This window comes from Paenibacillus durus ATCC 35681 (assembly GCF_000993825.1).
GTDB classification, from domain to species: domain Bacteria; phylum Bacillota; class Bacilli; order Paenibacillales; family Paenibacillaceae; genus Paenibacillus_AQ; species Paenibacillus_AQ durus_B.
Genome location: NZ_CP011114.1, coordinates 5,411,796 through 5,432,692 on the forward strand (window position 1 = coordinate 5,411,796; position 20,897 = coordinate 5,432,692).

16 protein-coding genes are annotated in these 20,897 nt (G+C 53.0%); 12 read left to right on the forward strand and 4 right to left on the reverse strand.

All coding sequences use genetic code 11. The features are described 5' to 3' along the window. Positions 1-34: 34 nt before the first annotated feature. Together VK70_RS25325 and VK70_RS25330 are read right to left on the reverse strand one after the other, a co-directional pair. Positions 35-1,201 (reverse strand): Fe-Mn family superoxide dismutase, encoded by a 1,167-nt coding sequence (locus VK70_RS25325; protein WP_046723959.1) that lies wholly within the window; start codon positions 1,199-1,201, stop codon positions 35-37. A 71-nt stretch (positions 1,202-1,272) separates the two neighbouring features. Beyond that, the gene (locus tag VK70_RS25330) at positions 1,273-2,304 is read right to left on the reverse strand and encodes an alpha/beta hydrolase (protein WP_025695197.1); all 1,032 of its coding nucleotides are present in this window, start codon (positions 2,302-2,304) and stop codon (positions 1,273-1,275) included. 315 nt (positions 2,305-2,619) lie between these two features. On the opposite strand from VK70_RS25330, the gene VK70_RS25335 reads away from it, so the two are divergent. After that, entirely contained in the window at positions 2,620-3,366 is a 747-nt protein-coding gene (locus VK70_RS25335) for an IclR family transcriptional regulator (RefSeq protein WP_025695198.1), read from the forward strand. Positions 3,367-3,452: 86 nt separating this feature from the next. On the opposite strand, the gene VK70_RS28125 is transcribed toward VK70_RS25335, so the two are convergent. Beyond that, positions 3,453-4,593 (reverse strand): IS630 family transposase gene (locus VK70_RS28125; RefSeq protein WP_144415158.1). Its coding sequence is split into 2 segments (ribosomal slippage): positions 3,453-4,155 and positions 4,154-4,593, totalling 1,143 coding nucleotides; the frame shifts between segments, so codons are not numbered across the junction. Between the two features lie 212 nt (positions 4,594-4,805). Here VK70_RS28125 and VK70_RS25350 point away from each other — a divergent pair. The 9 genes from VK70_RS25350 (at position 4,806) to VK70_RS25390 (ending at position 15,467) form a co-directional block, all read left to right on the forward strand. After that, on the forward strand, positions 4,806-5,630 hold the full coding sequence (locus tag VK70_RS25350) for a MerR family transcriptional regulator (RefSeq protein WP_025694480.1): 825 nt from the start codon (positions 4,806-4,808) through the stop codon (positions 5,628-5,630). Next, positions 5,627-6,775, forward strand: a complete 1,149-nt coding sequence (locus VK70_RS25355; RefSeq protein WP_201778739.1) for an MFS transporter — start codon at positions 5,627-5,629, stop codon at positions 6,773-6,775. The genes VK70_RS25350 and VK70_RS25355 overlap by 4 nt, the downstream gene beginning before the upstream one ends. 37 nt (positions 6,776-6,812) lie before the next feature. Continuing rightward, the gene (locus VK70_RS25360) at positions 6,813-8,582 is read left to right on the forward strand and encodes a CocE/NonD family hydrolase (RefSeq protein WP_051504990.1); all 1,770 of its coding nucleotides are present in this window, start codon (positions 6,813-6,815) and stop codon (positions 8,580-8,582) included. Between the two features lie 299 nt (positions 8,583-8,881). Then, the gene (locus VK70_RS25365; protein ID WP_036638916.1) at positions 8,882-9,811 is read left to right on the forward strand and encodes a PLP-dependent cysteine synthase family protein; all 930 of its coding nucleotides are present in this window, start codon (positions 8,882-8,884) and stop codon (positions 9,809-9,811) included. After that, on the forward strand, positions 9,808-10,236 hold the full coding sequence (locus VK70_RS25370; RefSeq protein WP_025694483.1) for a M67 family metallopeptidase: 429 nt from the start codon (positions 9,808-9,810) through the stop codon (positions 10,234-10,236). The genes VK70_RS25365 and VK70_RS25370 overlap by 4 nt, the downstream gene beginning before the upstream one ends. Positions 10,237-10,240: 4 nt before the next feature. Continuing rightward, positions 10,241-11,701 (forward strand): molybdopterin-synthase adenylyltransferase MoeB, encoded by a 1,461-nt coding sequence (gene moeB / locus VK70_RS25375; protein WP_025694484.1) that lies wholly within the window; start codon positions 10,241-10,243, stop codon positions 11,699-11,701. A 200-nt stretch (positions 11,702-11,901) separates the two neighbouring features. Next, complete coding sequence (locus VK70_RS25380) at positions 11,902-12,855, forward strand: family 2A encapsulin nanocompartment shell protein (protein ID WP_025694485.1); 954 nt, start codon at positions 11,902-11,904, stop codon at positions 12,853-12,855. After that, positions 12,842-14,428 carry a family 2A encapsulin nanocompartment cargo protein cysteine desulfurase gene (locus VK70_RS25385; protein ID WP_025694486.1) on the forward strand — a complete coding sequence of 529 codons (1,587 nt, stop codon included), beginning with the start codon at positions 12,842-12,844 and terminating at the stop codon, positions 14,426-14,428. Before VK70_RS25380 ends, VK70_RS25385 begins: the two co-directional genes overlap by 14 nt. Before the next feature lie 94 nt (positions 14,429-14,522). Beyond that, a complete protein-coding gene (locus VK70_RS25390; RefSeq protein WP_025694487.1) occupies positions 14,523-15,467 on the forward strand; it encodes a serine O-acetyltransferase in 945 nt (314 codons plus the stop codon). 96 nt (positions 15,468-15,563) lie between these two features. Here VK70_RS25390 and acnA read toward each other — a convergent pair whose 3' ends face one another. Next, the gene (acnA, locus tag VK70_RS25395; protein WP_025694488.1) at positions 15,564-18,302 is read right to left on the reverse strand and encodes an aconitate hydratase AcnA; all 2,739 of its coding nucleotides are present in this window, start codon (positions 18,300-18,302) and stop codon (positions 15,564-15,566) included. A 459-nt stretch (positions 18,303-18,761) separates the two neighbouring features. Between acnA and VK70_RS25400 the strand changes: the two genes are divergently transcribed. Further along, the gene (locus VK70_RS25400) at positions 18,762-19,772 is read left to right on the forward strand and encodes an amidase domain-containing protein (RefSeq protein ID WP_025694489.1); all 1,011 of its coding nucleotides are present in this window, start codon (positions 18,762-18,764) and stop codon (positions 19,770-19,772) included. A 19-nt stretch (positions 19,773-19,791) separates the two neighbouring features. Beyond that, positions 19,792-20,883 carry a D-alanine--D-alanine ligase gene (locus VK70_RS25405; protein WP_025694490.1) on the forward strand — a complete coding sequence of 364 codons (1,092 nt, stop codon included), beginning with the start codon at positions 19,792-19,794 and terminating at the stop codon, positions 20,881-20,883. The last annotated feature ends 14 nt before the right edge of the window (positions 20,884-20,897 follow it).

Here is a 20,897-nt window from a genome sequence, read left to right on the forward strand (position 1 = left end):
CTTCGAAGCTAAGGCTTCTCTTTTTATGGCTGCTTTAGTAAGGTTTCCAGGCGAGCTTGATTGCTTGAGCATATCTCTCGGATACATAAGGCCAGTTGACGACCTTCCACCAGTCCTTGATATAATCACCGCGTCTGCTCTGGTGCTTCAAATAGTAGGCATGCTCCCATACATCCAGAGCGAGCAGCGGGACAACATCCCATTGGGACAGGTTCTGATGCTTCTCGGCTGTCAGGATTTCCAGCCTATGGCTGCGCGGGCTCCAGACGAGAATAGCCCAGCCGCCGCCCTCCACTTTCTCGGCGGCTTCACTGAACTGCTTCTTGAAGGCGTTGTAGCTACCGAAGTCCCGCTCTATGGCCATCAGGAGAGCTCCCGTAGGGCTTCCGCCGCCATGAGGGGACATTTCATCCCAGAATATTGTGTGCAGATAATGGCCGGCCCCGTTAAAAGCAAGCTCCCGTTCCCAGTGCTTAACTAGCTCGAAATCACCGCTCTTTCGGGCGTCACTCAGCTTCTTCTCCGCTTTGTTCAAGCCGTCAACATAGCTCTTGTGATGTATGTCGTGATGAATCCGCATCGTCTTCTCATCAATATACGGCTCCAGGGCGTTGTAGGGATAAGGCAGCGGCGGAAGCTTATGCCCCCCAATCGGTACGGGAGCCAGCTCCCGTTGGGCGGGGGTAGGACCTAGTTCTTGATCGCCCGTACCGGAGGGGGAGAACCCGGCGGACGCTCCTTCAGAAAGTCTTGCCGAAGCATCCCCGGCAGTCCCGAAGGGCGCGCCGGAATACCCCGGTCTGTTAAGAACGCCGAGAAAATATTCCGTCTCACGGATAACATGGGGCAGGAAGGCCTCCTCCGCAGCTCCTCTGAGAGCAGGGGTCTGCTCATGAATGGCAGTAAGCTGGCGGATAAACTCCCGGGATTGCTCGCCAGCGGCTGCCGCCAGACGTTCAGCCTCGGTGGGATCGGCGCCGCTTGGCGCAGCTATAGATGGCGGTGTCTCAAGCAGGCTCCGGGCGGCGTTCCCGGTCGCAGCGAAGACGGCGGCCCAATCATCCATCAGCTTCACATAAGGCGCCTCCAGTTCAGGAAAGGCGAATTTGATGAGCGCCGTGTTCTCCTTCTCCTGATTTTTCCAAAAACTGATTTCTTCCAATATTCGTACTGATGATGGTGGCCCATATGGATACAGCATGGCGTACAACCCTCCCGTAATATGTCTTTCTCTATAGGGTATGAGCGGAGAGGGTTGTACTATGTGAGGTGTTAGTTGATCTGCCGTTTCTTCTCTGCGGCTTTCGCCAGCGGAACATTGCTTAGAAAGGCGGAAACCCGGCGCAGGTATTCACGGGGGTGCTCGCGGAACAGCAGCTCATGATGGGCGCCTTCCACAATCCAGGAGTCGGAATACGGATTGGTCTGATTGGCGGCCAGCTTCTCGGCGATCGGATAAGGCGCTTTGTCATCCTGCGTTCCATGCATAAACAGAATCGGAAACGGATAATCTTCGGTCTTCACTTGGGTATAAGGAATCTGATTCAGACCTGTGCCGTTCAGCACGGGGAAGAGCAGCTCCATGATTTCAAGCGAAGGATGGCGCGGAAGATCAATATTTTGCCTAATGTTGTGGTACAGCGTGTCCGGCTCCAGCAGGAAGGTGCTGTCAAGAATCATCGCATCCACATCCTTGGTAACCAGCCCTGTCTGCAGAGCGGTGCCCGCGCCCATGGAGAAGCCCCACACGACGATCTCCTTCGCTCCGCGCTGCTTGGCAAGCTGGATGGCTCCGAGCAGCTCGCGGGACTCTTTTTTGCCGCCTGTCGCCACGTCTTTGTTGCTGGGGGAAGCGAAGCCGTAATCGAACATGATGACATTAAAATTCAGACGGTGCGCAAAATGGGCGAGATCGTACATCGGAACCCAGGATTCCTCGCGGTTGGCGCCATAGCCGTGGCTGAACACGATCGTCTTGGTCGAGTTCTTGGAGGGAATGTACCAGCCCTGGATATTGCGGCTGCCGTCGCTTGCCGGAAAGGTTACATCCTCGTATTTCAGACCTTTGGACAATGCCGGATTGGAGAACAGCGGGGCGACCGTCGGATTGGACAGCACCCAGGTAATATAAGCGTGCAGCGAGATAAAGCAGAACACGAGAAAAAAGAAAACGGACAGCAGCAGCGCCACAATAACATGCTTTATGCGAATCCATCGCAGCGACAGCTGCGGCGTCGTATCGCGCTGACGGCTTTGCGGCCTTGGGGAGACCGTCGTACCGGTGCGCGGATGTGTAAGATCCATAAGGTCCCCTCCTCAAAGTTTTGCGAGTAATAGCAGCATTGATTATTCTTCGTGCAAAACTGGCATCGAAAGCATACGCTAAGTTTTGCGAGTATTTTTGGATAAGTGGATTCGTTTGCACTTGTAATCTATCGTATGGTCATGTTACTGCAAAGTCAACGAATCGGCTCCTTTTGTAATGTAACTGTAAAGTACCGCCCAGCTCTGCCTGATGGGGTGAATCTGCTGGACTTTTCACAGACTTTTGCTAAGATATAAATGACTGAAAATATTGTAACCGTGTTTCATTTGGTGAAACATGAAAGGAAGAGACCCGTGGATGACGACCGTAAACTGACGGTGCGCGCCGTGGAGCGTGCGCTCGATATTCTGTTGTGTTTTACAAGAGACAGCGATCTTAGCCTGACCGAGATTGCCGCTGGCATCGGCCTGCACAAGAGCACGGTGCATCGGCTGCTGACTACGCTTGAGGATAGAAGATTCATCACCCGCAACCCGGCTACGGAAAAATACAGGCTCGGCATCCGGATCTGGGAGCTGTCGACCCATCTGCCGGTCTCGGAGAACCCGGGTACGCTGCTGCTCCCGGCGATGGAGCGGCTGCGCGACCGACTCGGGGAGACGGTCAGCCTGTACCTCCGGGATGGACTGGAGCGGGTGCGCATCCAGGCGGTGCAGAGCAATCAGGCCATCCGGCGCGTGGCGCAGATCGGCGCCAGGCTGCCGCTGTCGGTCGGAGCTTCCAGCAAGGTGCTGGCGGCCTACGCCCCTCCAGAGGTCCAAAAGGAGCTGCTGGAAGGGGAGGACTGGCCGCAGGCGATTGACCGCCAAGGGTATGCGGATCAATTGCAAGCAGTGATAAGGTCGGGCTACGCGACCAGCTTTGAGGAACGCGAGCCGGGCGCAGCCGCTGTCGCCGTGCCCGTCATCGGGCGCAGCGGCGAGGTAGCCGCAGCCCTGTCGCTGTCCGGGCCGGTCAGCAGGCTGTCCCGTGAGACGCTCGTCGAATACGCGGATGTGCTGAAAGAAGCAGCAGAGGAAATGGGACTTATGGTGAATTGATTCATTTAACCTAAAAGCCGGCGGCAGTAATGGACGTGAACGCGGAGTCCTGAACTGCCGCCGGTTTTTTTTAATCTAGTACTTCATCAGTCTTTAAATTGTGGATATAAGCGTTTCAGTTTGATTCGGGCGTCTTCCGTGGTGAATTGCCAGTCTACTCCCTTTTGAGACGCATTGCGTCCCGCTTCCCATGCGGTAAGTTCATGGGCCAAATCTTCTAAAGAAGGAATCCGGCGTCCCAGACACTGGCGGGTCATGACACTGAGTTCGATTTCGGCCACATTAAGCCAACTACCGTGTTTTGGTGTGTAATGGATTTCCAGGCGTTTCGCCAGACGCAAAGCCACTTCCGGTTCGAATGCCTGGTACAGGGAGGCGATAGAATGCGTGTTCAGGTTATCCATCACGAGGCGCACTTTCGGAGCCTCCGGGTAATGAACATCCAACAGATCGCGGACTTGTTCCGCCCATTCCACCCGCGTGCGCTGTGGACGAACACTCACATGTCGCCAGCCCGCAAGTGGTTCCGTAAAAATGAAAATGCTGCACGTTCCATTGCGCACGTACTCCGCATCTTCTCGCAGCGGTTTAGCGGGTTTCATCGGAATGGGCACCCGGGTTTCATCCAGAAGCTGGTACGGTTTTTCGTCCATGCAGATGACGGGACAAGCCGGATCGTAAGGCAGTCGATACACTTCCAATACATCTTCCATGGTGGCAACGAACGCGGCATTTTGCTTTGGCGGAATGCACCAGCATTTACGAAGATGAGGCTTGAGCTCGTTTTTTTAAAATTTTATCTACCGTGTCATAGGAAAGACTTTCGATGTAGTTCAGTTCAACGGCTTTGTCGGCCAGCATCCGCAAGGACCAGCGGCTCTTTCCTTCGGGCGGTGGACTGCAACTGAGTGCAATGATTTGGGCTTCCAGTTCGCCTGTAACTTTGGGAGGATTCGGTGGGGTTAACCGCTTTTTTCGCTCAAGCGTGGCCTGAAGGCCTTGCTCGGCAAACCGTTTTCGAACGAGATGGACCGTGTTGGTATGCACGTTTGAGCGTTCGGCGATTTCCACATCCGAAAGTTTACCGCCTGGCCGATTTTCATCGGCCCACAGCAGAATTTGGGCTCGCCGCAACGCGCGCGCCGTCGACTTTCCTTGGCTACACATACGTTTCAGTTCCTCTTGTTGTTCAGCGTTTAGACTTACGATATAGTCTCGTTTTTTCATCGGCTCGACCTCTTTTACTTTGACTATATCATAGATTCCATGATTTAACTGCTTTTAGACTGATGAAGTACTAGTCATGCTCTCAGCAGTTATATTTTCAGGGTATTCGGATTTTGCAAACTGAGGTTAGATGTCGGTTTGCAGCATTTTTTTGCTTGACTTTCCACTTGTATGGAAGGTTTATAATTCGGGTACAGAAAGGAGTGAAGCCCATGTTTAAAATCAGCGAATTCTCAAAGTTAAGTCAAGTTCCCGCCAAAACATTACGGTTTTATGACCAACTTGAACTTCTCAAACCTTCCTACACGGATCAACAAAGCGGTTACCGTTACTACAAGAGCGAACAGTTGCTTGATCTGCATCGAATTCTGGCGTTTAAGGATCTTGGTTTTACACTAGAACAAATCAAACAGCTTCTGAATGATAACGTATCTACGGCGGAAATTCGCGGAATGCTTCGGCTTAAGCAGGCGGAGCTGCACTCGCTGATTCAGTCGGAAATGGAGCGTTTAAGGCGTATAGAGGTCAGACTGGAACAAATTGAACGGCAAAGTGACGGTCTTTCTCATTATGAGGTTGTGGTTAAGAAGGTCGAGCCCTTAATGGTAGCAACGCTTAAAGAGACCACAAGCAGAGCAAGTATTCCCGGGTTATTCGAAGAAATCGACGAATATTTAAAATGGAATGGTATACCGCTGCCTGTAACCCATATAGTGATGTGGCATGGTTGTCCGGAGTGTGAAAGCAGCATCGATCTGGAAATAGCTTGCCCAATCCCGCGCAAGCTTCAGGACACGGCTCGCTTTCAGACGATGGAGTTGCCGGAAATGACCGTTGCGGCGGTGACCCATATTAGCCGTCCAGATGTGGATACGCCAGTGAGCATTGATCTAGGGTCCTGGATTGAGGAGAACGGCTACCGGATCAGCCCGGAAATGCCGGGCAGGGAAGTTTATTTATCACCTCAAGAAAGTAACAAATTGCGGTATGTGACCGTGAGTCAGATGCCCATTTTGGGAGTAGGATCCATGCAATGAACCGTATGCCAATTGCGCTCTGGGCGTTAACTCTTGCCTCATTTGGAATCGGCACGACAGAATTAGTACCAATGGGGCTTTTGCCTACGATTGCCGAAGACTTGAAAGTATCACTTTTTGCAGCGGGTCTGTTAATCACAGGATATGCATTAGGTGTTGTCATAGGTGTTCCATTCGTATCGGTTATCTTCTCGAGAATCTCTCGAAAAAACTTGCTTTTATTGCTTGTTGGGGGATTTGCAATCGGAAATCTTCTTTGCGCATGGGCGCCGAATTATACCTTTTTGATGATCGCCAGGGTTATTTGTGCATTTATGCATGGAACTTTTTTTGGAGAAAGCTATGTCGTTGCAGCCAAACTAGCTCCTTCAGGTAAACAAACAAGTGCACTTGCTTTAGTGTCTTTGGGTTTGACTTTGTCTACAGTGTTGGGGGCGCCTTTAGGCACCTATCTCGGTCTTGCTTACAACTGGCGAATGCCATTTTACGTGATTGCAGGGATTGGGGTTATTGCTTTCATGGCGATCGCGTTACTGCTTCCCGGGGTGAAACAAGAACAAGTGGCATCTCTGCGGAAACAATTCGGTGTGCTGCGTCGCCCCCAAGTATTATTGGCGCTTATGATGACCGTTTTTGGTATTGGCGGGGTTTTTACTGTTCTAACTTATATTACTCCTATGCTGGAGCAAATCACGGGTGTCTCTTCACATGGTGTTTCTGCAATCTTGCTGATCTACGGGATCGGCACTTTAGTTGGTAACATTGTGGGAGCAAAGCTGGCTGATCGCTGGTTGTTGCCCACCTTACTCGGAGCCTTAATTGTACTGGCAGTGGTTTTGACCAGTTTAACCTTTACCATCCACAATCCGATAGCGGCAATCATCACAATCTTTATCTGGGGGGGTTCTGCGTTTGCTTCTATTCCTCCATTGCAAATGCACATTTTAGAAAAAGCTTCCGATGCGCCTCAATTTGCCTCTGGGTTGAATGTGGCTGCTTTTAACATGGGGAATGCGCTTGGGGCATTTTTAGGCGGGATCGTAATAGAGAACCCTTCACTCCATTTAAGTGCATTGCCTTGGGTAGCTGCCCTGGTAACTTTTGTAGGCGTATTTTTAACGTTAGTCAGTCTAAGAATCGATTAAAAAACTTTAACTATCGTAGAAAAAAGGAGCGTTTGATATGACAAATCCTTTGGAAAAGCAGATGATTGCAGAATTTAATGTTCCCGTTGAAATAAGAGATGGAATCGTGTTGCGTGCTAATATTTATCGGCCCAATCAGGAAGGAAAGTGGCCCGTACTACTCCATCGCCATCCATATAATAAAGATGTCCCCCCCATTTCCTTTGGATTATACGATATTTCTCGTGCAGTTCGGCAGGGATATGTGGTCATCGTTCAAGATACAAGGGGAAGATGGGCTTCTGAAGGAGAATGGGAGCTTATCTTGACCACTAAACAAGAAGCTTCTGATACCTTTGAGACCATCCACTGGGCAAGCACACTACCCTTTAGCAATGGTGAAGTCGGTATGTTTGGCGAGTCCTATTCCGCATTCGTGCAGTGGGCAGGCATGCTGCAGAATCCACGGGAACTCAAAGCAGCTACTCCTTCATTTTCTTGGAGTGATCCCTTCGATGGATTAATGTACCGGGGTGGAGCGCTTGAACTCGGTTTATTGTCCTATTGGCAATTAGGAATGCAACTGGACACGATCTCAAGACTTTATTCGAATGAGCAAGAACGAGCTATTGCCTCGAAGCAGTTAATTTCAGATATTGATCAACTAAAAACGGAGATTAAAGCACTGCCACTGAAAAATTTTGCGCCTTTTGCCCGAAATAAAGTGGCTCCCTCCACACTTGAACATTTTGAGCGCGGCATGGATCAAGATTATGTGGATGCGTTATCGTTAAAGGGGAAGTATAACAAGTTCACACTGCCTACACTTAACATTGCCGGGTGGTACGATATATTCTTGCAAGGAACCATTGAAAACTTTTTGCAAATGCGTAACAAAGGCGGTAGTTCGGAAGCTCGACAGAGCAAATTAGTCATCGGGCCTTGGCAGCATTTGGACCACAGTCATCAAGCTGGCGAAATAAATTTTGGCTTGGCTGCTCATTCCGCTGTTGTGGATTTGGTCGGACTTCAGTTGCGATGGTTTGATCATTTCTTAAAAGGAAACGACACCGGTATCTTCAGTGAAGCACCAATTAAGCTATTTGTGATGGGCGAGAATGTTTGGCGCGATGAATATGAATGGCCGCTTGCTCGGACGAATTTTACTCCGTACTACTTGCATGGCCAAGGACATGCGAATACGCTTCAAGGTGATGGAGTACTTAGCACAATCTCACCAGATCAAGAGGAACCCGATCATTATACATATGATCCCTTGAATCCGGTCATCACTAAAGGCGGAGCGATCATGATGCCATCCGATTTTAACAGTGGTGTATTCGATCAGAGAGAGATTGAGTCACGCGATGACGTATTAGTTTATACAACTCCTGTATTAGAAGAAGACGTAGAAGTGACAGGACCGGTTAAAGTGAAACTGTGGGCAAGTTCAAGTGCGTTAGATACGGACTTTGTCGCGCGATTGGTAGATGTTCATCCGGGTGGGTATGCACAAAATCTAACCGATGGAATTATACGTGCCCGTTATCGGAATGCTGCTGAAGGAGTGGCTCCGAGCTTAATCGAGCCTGGAATAGCTTATTTATATGAAATCGATTTATGGTCAACAAGCAATTTATTCAAAAAAGGGCATCGAATCCGCTTGGATATAACGAGCAGTAATTTCCCGCGTTGGGATCGAAATCCCAACACTGGCAGAAATTTCGGCGAGGATCAGGCTAAGGATGTTGTGATCGCTCGGCAAACCATTTTTCATGATGCAGAACATCCTTCTTCAATTATTCTGCCAATCATACCAAGAAGCTAAAGAAAGGCGTGGGTCCGAACATCGGAATCCTGCGCCTTTTTTGTATGCGACGTATTATCTTGGCCCTTGAAACCTGAGTAGCGGAGGATACCGGCCACGACAGTACGATTCAACAGGAGGGGCTTGCAGCTTGTCTATTCGAAGGGGAAAATGTCTTTTTTCAAAGAAGCGGCTAGACAGAAAAAAGTCGAACTGCTATAATGAAATCAACTTATTCCTACAATATTGCTCGGAATAGTTGGACATGGTGTAGTTGCGGAGAAACTGGCCAAATAGCCAGCAGGTTAGGGGACTTCACATTGGCAAATAACCAATATGGAATTATTGAATCTATCGGCAATACACCGCTTATACGTCTTGTGAATGTGACGAAGGATCTGGGGCGAACGGACGTAAGCGTGTATGTGAAGGCCGAGCAGCTTAATCCGAGCGGTTCGGTCAAGGACCGCGCCGCAAAGGCCATGATTTTGCAGGGAATCCAGTCGGGGCAATTGACCAAGGAGAAATCCATCATCGACGGGACGAGCGGCAATACCGGCATTGCCTACGCAATGATCGGCGCGGCTCTCGGGTACAAAGTGACCCTGTGCCTTCCGGGTAACGCGAATGTCGAACGCAAGCGGATTCTGCGGGCTTATCGCGCGGAAATTATCGAGACGGACCCGCTGCAAAGCTCGGATGGCGCGCAGCTTGAAGCCAAGCGGATAGCAGAGCTTGAGGCGGACCGGTATTTTTATCCCGATCAATACAATAATGATGCGAACTGGAAAGCGCACTACGAGACGACTGCGCCGGAAATCTGGGAACAGACGGATCATAAGGTTACTCATTTTATCGCCGGCATGGGCACGTCGGGAACTTTTATCGGAACCTCCAGAAGATTGAAGGAATTGAATCCCGTAATCCAAACCGTAGCGATGCAGCCGGATTCGCCTCTGCACGGACTAGAGGGAATGAAGCATCTGGCAACGACGCTTAAGCCGGGAATTTACGACCAGACGGTAGCCGACGGGCTGATTGAGGTTGAAACCGAGGAAGCGTACGCCATGACGCGCAGGCTGGCGCGGGAAGAAGGGCTGCTGGTCGGAATCAGCTCCGGGGCCAATGTGCATGCCGCGCTGAAGCTGGCTGCGACCGTTCCTCCCGGATCAGTTGTCGTTACCATTTTATGCGACAGCGGGCTTCGATATTTAAGCGACGAGCTGTGGACAAGGGGAGATGCCACATGATCCATCTGAAGCAGGAGCATATCGGCCAAATCAATAAACACGCCGAGGAGGATTACCCGCACGAGTGCTGCGGTATTGTGTTCGGGAGATTGGGCGAGGATCAGTCGAAGGTAGTAAGCGAACTGCTTCCGATTTCCAATTCGCGGGAAGAGCAGGCCAGGCATAACCGCTTCCTTATCACCTCGGAGGATATCATGAGAAGCGAGTTGTACGCCCGAAAGCATAAGCTGGACGTTCTCGGCTTCTATCACTCGCATCCTGATCATCCCGCTCGTCCCTCCGCGTTCGACTTGGAGCATGCCTGGCCGACCTACTCCTACCTGATTGTCGCGGTTGCGGGGGGGCGGGCGGGAGAATTGACTTCCTGGGAGCTGAACAGTGACCGTTCCGCGTTCCATTCTGAAACTATTAATAGGGAGGATTAGCCGTATGACAGTAAGTTTGCTTATTCCTACCGCCCTGCGCTCTTTTACGGACGGTTTGTCGGAAATTGGCGTGGAGGCGGCCACGGTTGAAGAGGCGCTGGCTGCTCTAACCGAACAATTTGTCGATCTTCGGCGGCATTTGTTTAATGATCAAGGCCAGCTTCGCAGCTATGTGAATATCTATGTGAATGAAGAGGATATCCGGCAAAAGAACGGTCTGCAGACAGCCTTGTCGGATGGAGACGACGTAATGCTTGTGCCTTCCATTGCCGGCGGCTCGCCGGCTGAAACGGAAGGAGCCCAGAGCCCGGACCTTGACGGGCTTCCCGAACTGACCAAAGACGAAATTACCCGGTACAGCCGGCATCTTATTTTGCCGGAGGTTGGCGTGGAAGGGCAGCGCATCCTCAAAAAGAGCCGGGTTCTGCTGATCGGCACCGGAGGGCTGGGCGCGCCGATCGCCATGTATTTGGCCGCCGCTGGCGTCGGCACGCTCGGCATTGTCGATTTCGACTTCGTGGATGAGACGAATTTGCAGCGGCAGATTATTCACGGCACGCGCGATATCGGCAGACCGAAGATCGCGTCCGCAAAGGACCGGATCAAGAGCATTAACCCGAAAGTAAACGTCATTGCCATCGAGCAGAGACTGTCCAGTCAGAACGCCCTCGACATTATCAAGGATTACGATGTGGTCGTGGATGGAACGGATAATTTCCCGACACGATATTTGGTCAATGACGCCTGCGTTTTATTGGGCAAGCCGAATGTGTACGGCTCCGTATTCCGGTTCGAAGGGCAGGTCAGCGTGTTCTATGCGCAGGAAGGAGCCTGTTACCGCTGTCTGTATCCGGAGCCGCCTCCAGCCGGACTTGTTCCCACTTGCTCGGAAGGCGGGATACTCGGCGTTCTTCCCGGTATCATCGGCTGCATCCAGGCGAATGAAACGATCAAGCTGCTCCTTGGCAAAGGTGAACCTCTAATCAATCGGCTGCTGCTGTTCGACGCGCTGAAGATGAAGTTTCGGGAGCTTAAGCTCAGCAAGGACACGAACTGCCCCATTTGCGGAACGCATCCTACCATTACATCCCCTATTGATTATGAAGAATTTTGCGGTTTGAAGAAGCCTGATGAAGAAGAGCCAATCGAGGAAATTACGGCTGCCGAGCTGAAAAGACGCTTTGATAACGGGGAAGGGGTGCAAATCCTGGACATCCGGGAGCCTCATGAGCTTGCGATTGGGAAGCTGCCAGGAACGAAAGCCATTCCTTTCGGCCAGATCGTTCGCCGGAAAGCGGAGCTTGATCCCGAGCGGGATACGATTGTCATATGTAAAATCGGCCAGCGCAGCGTGATGGCGATTCGTACTTTACGGGATTCCGGCTATACCGGCAAACTGCTGAATTTGAAAGACGGCATGAACGCATGGGCTCAGGAAATAGATCCCCGGATTGCGCAGTACTGATGAATATCTGACTTATAAAACTCATTATAGTAGGCCCATTGCCGAAACAATGCGCTTATGCACGCGAGCATGGAAGGTCGCCGGACCGGTTGGTTAGGCGCGGACTTTACCGTATCGCTCTTGAAAGTAAGTACATATCGTTCCGGCGATGGGCCTTATTATATATTTTTCATCATTATATGACTTAAGGGGGATTTACTATGGCCGAACAAGACAATGGCAATCTGGCCGTACCGGCGCTCGGTTCGTCGGCAGCTTATCAACTGGCAAATGTTACTAAATCTGCACCGCAATTCGATGCCCTTACACCGCGCTGGATCACAAGGCTGTTCGAATGGAAGGGACTTGAAACCGGGATTTACCGGCTTAACAAAGTGCAGGAAGGCGATACGCCGCTTGATATTTTGTGCAGCACCGGCGATACGTCGAATATTACCGAAGGCTTTGTCGATTATAGTACAAGCCCGCGCGAATACGTGCTGAATTCCATTTCGACGATTATAAACGTCAATACCCGCGTATCGGACATATACAGCAGCCCCTTCAACCAGATTCAGGAACAATTACGACTTGCCATTGAGAGCATCAAGGAAAGGCAGGAAAGCCAGCTCATCAACAGCGATGATTACGGTCTTTTGAAAAATGCGGCGCCTTCCCAGCGCATCCAGACACGCAACGGTGCGCCGACGCCGGATGATCTGGACGAATTGATCTCCAAGGTATGGAAAGAGCCTTCCTATTTCCTGGCTCACCCTCGGGCTATCGCGGCCATCGGCCGGGAATGCACAAGACGCGGCGTTCCGCCGCAAACGGTGCAGATCTTTGGTTCGCATTTTTTAACCTGGAGAGGCATCCCTATTATTCCTACGGACAAGCTGTTCGTCGACGGTCATAAGAACCCGAAAGGCCAGGCGGGCAAAACGAATATTCTGCTGGTTCGCACCGGAGAAAATAAGCAGGGCGTTCTCGGCTTATACCAAACCGGTCTTCCGGGCGAGCAGTCACGCGGGCTTTCGGTCCGGTTTACGGGCATCGACAAGCAGGGCATCGGCTCGTATCTCCTCTCCTTGTACTGCTCCGTTGCGATTCTTGCGGATGACGCGGTAGGGGTACTGGAAGATGTGGATGTAGGTAACTACTATGACTACGAATAGCAACCATCCATCCCTTCCGGACCCATCCGTCCTGGCGGCGCTGGCGAGTGCATACTTTCCGGAATTTTCATCCGGGGAAGCGGCTGAAGCCGCTTCCGCCGCTCCGGAATTTGCACCGTCTGTCCAGAATACGGTTCCTTCGTCTCCAGCCTTTGCTCCGTCCGTACAGGAGATTTCTCCTGCGGCGCAATCGTACAATGGATTATGGACCGAAGCGGACTTTCTGCGGGCGATTCCCGGTGCGTTTGAGTCGGACAGTGAAAGGACAAGCTCTTTGCCGGGCAGCTATGCTCCGTCGGTTGAGTTCTTGCCCAGCAGCCATGCTCCGTCCGCCGTTTCAGCTCCTTCGCTATCCTTCGGGTCGTTTGATGTAAACGCGGTTAGGAATGATTTTCCGATTCTGGCGGAGAAGGTGAATGGCAAAAATCTGGTGTGGCTGGACAATGCCGCGACGACCCACAAGCCCCGGCAGGTTATCGAGCGGATCAAGTACTATTATGAGCATGAAAATTCCAATATTCACCGGGCCGCTCACGAGTTGGCGGCGCGCTCTACGGACGCTTACGAGGCCGCCCGCGAGAAGGCGGCCCGGTTTCTGAACGCTCCTTCGGCGCAGGAAATCGTGTTCGTCCGGGGAGCGACGGAGGGAATCAATCTGGTCGCAAGCAGCTACGTCAGACATCATTTGCAGAAAGACGATGAGATTCTCATTACGTGGCTTGAGCATCACGCCAACATCGTACCCTGGCAATTGGTCTGCGAGGAGACCGGGGCGAAGCTCCGTGTCGCTCCTGTCGATGAGAGCGGACAAATTCTGCTGGACGAATATGCAAAGCTGCTGAGTTCCCGGACGAAGTTCGTCTCTCTGACCCATGTATCCAACGCGCTTGGTACGGTTACTCCGGTAGCGGAGATGGTCAGTCTGGCCCACCGCTATGGCGCCAAAGTGCTGGTTGACGGTGCGCAAGCCGTCTCCCACTTGAAAGTGGACGTTCAGGCGCTCGATGCCGATTTTTACGTGTTCTCGGGTCATAAAGTATTTGGTCCCACGGGAATCGGCGTACTTTACGGCAAACCCGAAGCGCTCGAAGCCATGCGTCCCTACCAGGGCGGAGGCAATATGATCGTGGATGTAACGTTCGAGAAGACTATTGTTCACCCGGCCCCGGCCCGTTTTGAAGCGGGAACCGGAAATATTGCGGATGCGGTCGGGCTTGGCGCGGCGCTGGATTACGTCTCCTCGATCGGTCTGGATGTTATTAACCGCTATGAGCATTTCCTGCTGGAGTACGGCATAGAATCGCTTTCCCGCGTCCCTGGGCTTCGGCTCATCGGCACGGCAAAGGAAAAAGCGGGCGTCCTGTCCTTCGTTCTCTCAGGGTTTACGACAGAAGAGGTCGGCAAGGCCCTTAGCAATGAAGGGATCGCCGTTCGTTCGGGTCATCACTGCGCCCAGCCGATTCTCCGCAGATTCGGGCTTGAGAGCGCGGTAAGACCATCGCTGGCACTCTATAACACCTGCGGGGAAATTGATGCCTTGACTTCTGTGCTGTTGAAGTTGAAGCATAGCTGAAGTGTACCGGGAACGGCGGACAGGCCGCAGTCCATTCCTTATCATTTCCGGCGCCGGACGATGTCGTTGAAGCAGGGGTAAAGGAGGGTGAGTCTTGAGCAGTATTAATGACAACCGAATGAACCGTCTCGTTGCGGAGATTGCGGCCAGCTACCGGGAACAGCCGATTAATCCTTTGCTGGATTATTCGCTTCTTCCAAGCCGCAAGCTGGTTATTGAGAGCATACATTTGGTTTGGGAATTGCTGTTCCCCGGTTATTTCGGCAAGCAGGACTTGAATGACGAGACATTGGAGTATCATATTGGCTCTGTTCTCATACAGATTCAGGAGAAGCTGACAGACCAGATTGGACGCTCTCTGCTGTACCGCAGGGGCCAGGATTCCCATTCCTCCCAAGAGGTAAGACCGGAGGCGGAGGAAATCATTCATCAATTTTTGGCGGAAATTCCCCGGATACGAAGTGTGCTCGCCACCGATGCCCAGATCGCTTTCGACGGAGATCCGGCGGCCAATGATTTGAGCGAGATCATTTTCTCCTATCCCGGCTTATTCGCGGTAGGGATCTACCGTATGGCCCATGAACTGGAAGTGCTGTCTGTCCCGCTTATTCCGCGAATTATGACCGAATATGCGCACAGCGTCACAGGTATTGATATCCATCCGGGGGCGAAGATCGGCAGTTCCTTCTTTATCGACCATGGTACCGGGGTGGTAATCGGGGAAACGACGGTGATCGGTAATCGGGTGAAGATTTACCACGGGGTGACGCTGGGAGCCTTATCGCTCCGGGAGGGTCATTCGATGTATGGGAAAAAGCGCCATCCGACGCTTGAGGATGATGTGACGGTATATTCCGGCGCATCCATTCTGGGCGGGGATACCGTCATCGGCAAAGGAGTCGTGATCGGCAGCAATGTTTCCATCTTCAAGTCCGTGCCCGCCGGGGCGAAAGTGACCGTAAAGAACCCGGAACTGATTATCAAAGGCCAGGCGCCGCAAGAGTTCCCGCAGGAATTCATCTGGGATTGGGTAATTTGAAGCCCTGCATTAAAAAACGAACCCAACGCCACTAATACAGTGGGGTATGGGTTCGTTTATATTTCTCACGGGATATACCCCGCGCCGTTCCTTACATTATTCCGCTGCCGATGCAGTAGGAGACGCGTCCGCCAGCATTTGGCGCAGCACCGTTTGCAGGATGCCGCCGTTGCGGTAGTAATCGACGTCGACCATACTGTCCAGCCGTGCGGTAACCGGGATTTCGAACTGGGTGCCATCCTCACGGGTGGTGGTAACCGTCAGCTCTTGTCCAGGCTGCACGTCATTGCTGAGGCCGGTGATGTCGAAGATTTCGCGGCCTGTCAGTCCCAGGCTGCTCCAGCTCTGGCCTTCCTGGAACTGAAGCGGCAGCACGCCCATGCCGACAAGGTTGCTGCGGTGAATCCGCTCGAAGCTCTCGGCGATGACGGCTTTGACGCCCAGCAGGAACGTGCCCTTGGCCGCCCAGTCGCGCGAGCTGCCCGTGCCGTATTCCTTGCCTGCAATGACGACCAGATTCTGCTTCGCCGCCTGATAGCGCATGGAAGCGTCATAGATCGGCATCACTTCGTTGCTCGGCAGGTAGGTGGTGACGCCGCCTTCCGTTCCCGGAGCGACCGCGTTGCGGATTCGGATATTGGCGAACGTTCCGCGCATCATGACTTCATGGTTGCCGCGGCGGGAACCGTAGGAATTGAAGTCCTTGCGCTCCACGCCGTGCTCGCTCAGGTACTTGCCGGCGGGGCCGGAAGTCGTAATATTGCCCGCAGGCGAGATATGGTCGGTGGTTACGGAATCGCCGAGCAAGGCGAGTACGCGCGCGCCGTCGATATTCTCGATGTCGCCTAGACCGTCAGCCAGATGCTCGAAGAACGGCGGGTTCTGGATATACGTCGACTTTTCGTCCCATTCGTACAGCTCGCCTTCCGGAACGGGAATCGCGTTCCAGCGCTCGTTGGCCGTAAAGACATGCTCGTATTTGCGGCGGAACATTTCCGGGCTGACGGACAATTTAATCGCTTCGCTGATCTCGGCGCTGGTCGGCCAGATGTCTTTCAGGTATACAGGCTCTCCCTGCGGATCGTAACCGAGCGGATCATTTTGCAGGTCGATATTGACCGTCCCGGCGATCGCATAGGCTACAACCAGCGGCGGGGATGCGAGATAGTTCGCCTTGACCTGGGCGTGTACGCGCCCTTCAAAGTTCCGGTTGCCGGAAATGACGGATGCTACGGTCATATCGTTTACAGCAACAGCCTGGGCAACCTCATCCGGCAGCGGGCCGGAGTTGCCGATACAGGTGGCGCAGCCGTAGCCGGCCACGTAGAAGCCGAGCGCTTCCAGCGGCTTCAGCAGGTCCGCCTTCTCCAGATATTCCGTCACGACCAGCGAACCCGGCGTCAGGCTGCTCTTGACATAGCCCGGCTTGGTCAGGCCGCGTTCCACAGCCTTCTTGGCAAGCAGGCCCGCGCCAAGCATAACGCTCGGATTGGAGGTGTTCGTACAGCTAGTGATCGCCGCGATAACGACGGCGCCGGTGCTCAGCTCGCTTTTGCTGCCGTCTTTGTGCAGAAGCTCGACCTTTTGCGCGATTTTCTCGTCGCTGAGGCCGTAACCGCCTTTATCGACAGGCGTGCGGATAATGCCTTCGAAGTTCTCTTTCATATGCGTAAGCTCGATCCGGTCCTGTGGACGCTTCGGTCCGGCTAAGCTCGGCACAACCGAGGCAAGATCCAGCTCGATCGTATCGCTGAATACCGGGTCCGGCGTGCCCGCCGTACGGAACATGCCTTGGGCTTTGTAATACGTCTCCACCAGATCCACCAGCTCATCGGGACGTCCCGTGCTGCGCAGATAGGAGAGCGTTTCGTCGTCCACCGGGAAGAAGCCGATCGTTGCGCCGTATTCAGGCGCCATATTAGCGACCGTCGCCCGGTCGGCCAGACTGATATTCGCAAGGCCGGGTCCGTAGAATTCGACGAATTTGCCGACCACGCCTTTTTTACGCAGCAATTGAGTAACAGTCAGCGCCAGATCGGTTGCCGTAGCGCCTTCCACCAGACTGCCCGTCAGCTTGAAGCCGATAACGTCAGGGGTTACAAAATAGAGCGGCTGCCCCAGCATGCCCGCTTCCGCTTCGATACCGCCAACGCCCCAGCCTACAACGCCAAGACCGTTGATCATCGTCGTATGGGAGTCCGTGCCTACCAGCGAATCCGGGTACACGGTCGTCTCTCCGTCAACCGTCTTTGCAGCTGCCACCGAAGCAAGATACTCCAGGTTGACCTGATGCACGATGCCGGTTGCCGGAGGAACGGCGCGGAAATTGTTGAATGCCGTCTGCGCCCAGCGCAGGAAGCGGTAGCGTTCCTCATTGCGTTCGAATTCAACGTTCATATTGTATTCCAGCGCATCCTTGGTGCCGAAGGCGTCAACCATAACCGAATGGTCGATAACGAGGTCGACCGGCACGAGCGGGTTAATCTGCTTCGGATCGCCGCCGGCTTTTTTCACAGTATCCCGCATGGCCGCAAGGTCTACAACCACCGGTACGCCGGTGAAATCCTGCAGCACGATCCGCGCCGGAATGAAAGGGATTTCCTTGCCTCGGTCGATGTCGCCGGCCCATCCGGCCAGCTGCTTGACATGCTCTTCCGTAATGGCTCTTCCGTCGAACTGGCGGACGGCGGCCTCAAGCAGCACTTTAATGGAAAACGGAAGGGAAGAGATGCTGCCGAGTCCTTGCTGTTCAAGGGCTTGAAGATCGTAATAACGGTACGTTTGGCCGCCCGATGTGAACGAGCGAACGAGATTGAAATTATCCTTGCTTGGCATGAATGTGCCTCCTTGTTTCATCTGTTGAAACTCCATTTCATATTCGACTCTGTCTATTAAGTATAACGGTTACAGGGGGGCGAGTAAAGATTTTTCCCTCATTTTATTCGAAAAATCCGCTCCTTTTCCGGCGCTGCTTCCCCGTAAAATACATGAGTTAAGTTTCATGGCCATCACAGCACTTTACGGGGTTATTGTCCGTATAGCCGCCCGCCCTGCCTCATATATATAGTACAGCAGCATATTGTCCTGGCGAAGCGCAGCCTTTTGCCCGGGAATTTGCTTTAGGCGATTTTCTTGAAATAAGACTTTATAAGCTTCACGCCTATCGTTTGGTCTTCTATTTTTACGAGAAACGTACCCGCGTCTTGAAAAGACGCCGTCAGGTGTTTCTTCTTATGGGTAACTCGTAAGTTCGGCAGACTCATGTATCTGTGCGGGAAGGGGCGAAAATGGGCAATGGATCAGAAATGGAAGCAAAGCCTGTATGTATATGTCGATCAATGCAACAAAAGCCGGGTGGTTCCCGAAGAGGAAGTCTTCACCGGCGCTTTAAGCGAACCGGGTATCCGGCTCGGGCAGCAGCAGCGGGGCCGGAGGATTGCGAAATGGTACAGCGATAGAGCGATCACGCCCCGGCGCTGCGAGACGGGGGTCAAGGTGCTGCGGACGGCGCAGCGGGATTCGGGGGACGTTATAGCGGAAGTTGCCCTGCACAGCGCATTTTATTATGAAAAAGGCGGTATCACGCACCGCGAAGACAAAGTGGAGCGGGAACGCCTGACCTTTGCGAATGCCAATGGAAGTACCGGGTGGACTATCGCCGGTGTGGAGCGGGATATTCCGGAGAAGGTTCCACGGAAAGGCGCTATAGCGTCTCCGGCGGAGCTCTCCGGCCTTGAAGCGCCGACTTTTCCCGGGCCGCTGCTAAGCCGCAGGGTGCTGGGCCCTTCCGTCCGCGATGTCCGGTACCGCCGGGAAGACGCAGCGGCGTATGCGGACCGGTGGTGGAACGAGAACAATCCGGAATTTGAAACATTCGCCGTGGATTGTACGAATTATGTCTCCCAATGTCTCTTTGCAGGGGGGGCACCGATCAACTATACTGGTAAAAGAGAAACGGGCTGGTGGTATAAAGGCTATGTCGGCAATCAGGAAGGGTGGAGCTTCAGTTGGGCTGTCTCTGACAGTCTGCGCCGCTATTTGGACGGGGAACGCCGCAATGGCCTTCGCGCGGAAACCGTAGAGCGGCCCGAACAGCTGATGCTTGGAGACGTCATCCAGTACGACTGGGACGGAGACGGACGCTTTCAGCACAGCACGATCGTTACGGCCTTTGACGCGGGCGGCATGCCGCTCGTCAATGCGCATACGGTGCCGAGCCGCCATCGCTTCTGGGACTATCGCGATTCCTATGCCTGGACCGAGAGAACGGCGTACCGTTTTTTTCACATTAACGATTATCTATAATCCGGAAAGAGGTTAAGGAATGGACAATGCAAAACTGACAGTGGGTCTGGTGTACGGCGGCAAATCGGGAGAACATGAAATATCGCTGCAGACCGCTTTTGCCGTGATGAACGCTTTCGACTACGTTAAATATGATATTCTCCCTTTTTATATTACGAAGCAGGGGTTGTGGAAGTTCGGTGAGAAGCTTGCAGCTCCGTTCAGCCATCTGGAGCAGCTTAAGCTGGAAGGAGTGCCCGGAGACACGGGCGCGGCGCTGAACGCCGTATTCAGCGGACTCGGCGGTGAAAGTGTGGTCGACGTGATGTTCCCGCTGCTTCACGGCACAAATGGAGAAGACGGAACGATTCAAGGCTTGTTCGAGATGGCTAATATTCCTTATATCGGCGCGGGAGTGCTGGCCTCGGCGGCGGGCATGGACAAAGTCGTCATGAAGAAGCTGTTCGCGGAAGCGAGGCTTGAGCAGTGCCGGTACGGTTATTTTAATGCCGCCATCTGGAAGAGCAAGAGCCACGATCTGATCGTCGGAATCGAGGATAAACTCGGCTATCCGATATTTGTGAAGCCGGCCAACCTGGGCTCCAGCGTCGGCATCTCCAAAGCCGTAGATAAGGAGAGCCTGATCAAAGCGGTTGAGACCGCCTTCCGTTACGATACCAAGGTTCTTGTCGAGGAATTCATTGAAGGGAGCGAACTGGAGGTCGGCGTGCTGGGCAATGACGAGCCCGAGGCGTCTGTTCCCGGGGAAATCGTGTCCTCCGGCGAATATTACGATTACGCGGCGAAATACATTGACGGCAAATCGCAAATACTGATTCCGGCCTCCGTCGATCCCGAAATCGCCGAACGTCTGCGGGAGATGGCGCTGGTTGCTTTCCGGGCCATTCAGGTCAGCGGCATTGCGCGGGTCGATTTCTTCCTTCGCAAATCCGACGGCAGAATTTTGATTAACGAGATCAACACGATGCCCGGCTTCACGCCGTTCAGCATGTATCCGCTCTTGTGGCGCGAGACGGGCCTATCCTACCAGGCGCTGCTGGACCGCATGATCGCGCTCGCGTTCGAGCGGTATCAGCTTAAGCAGGGCTTGAAATATGATAACGAGCAATAATAAACAATAGGCGG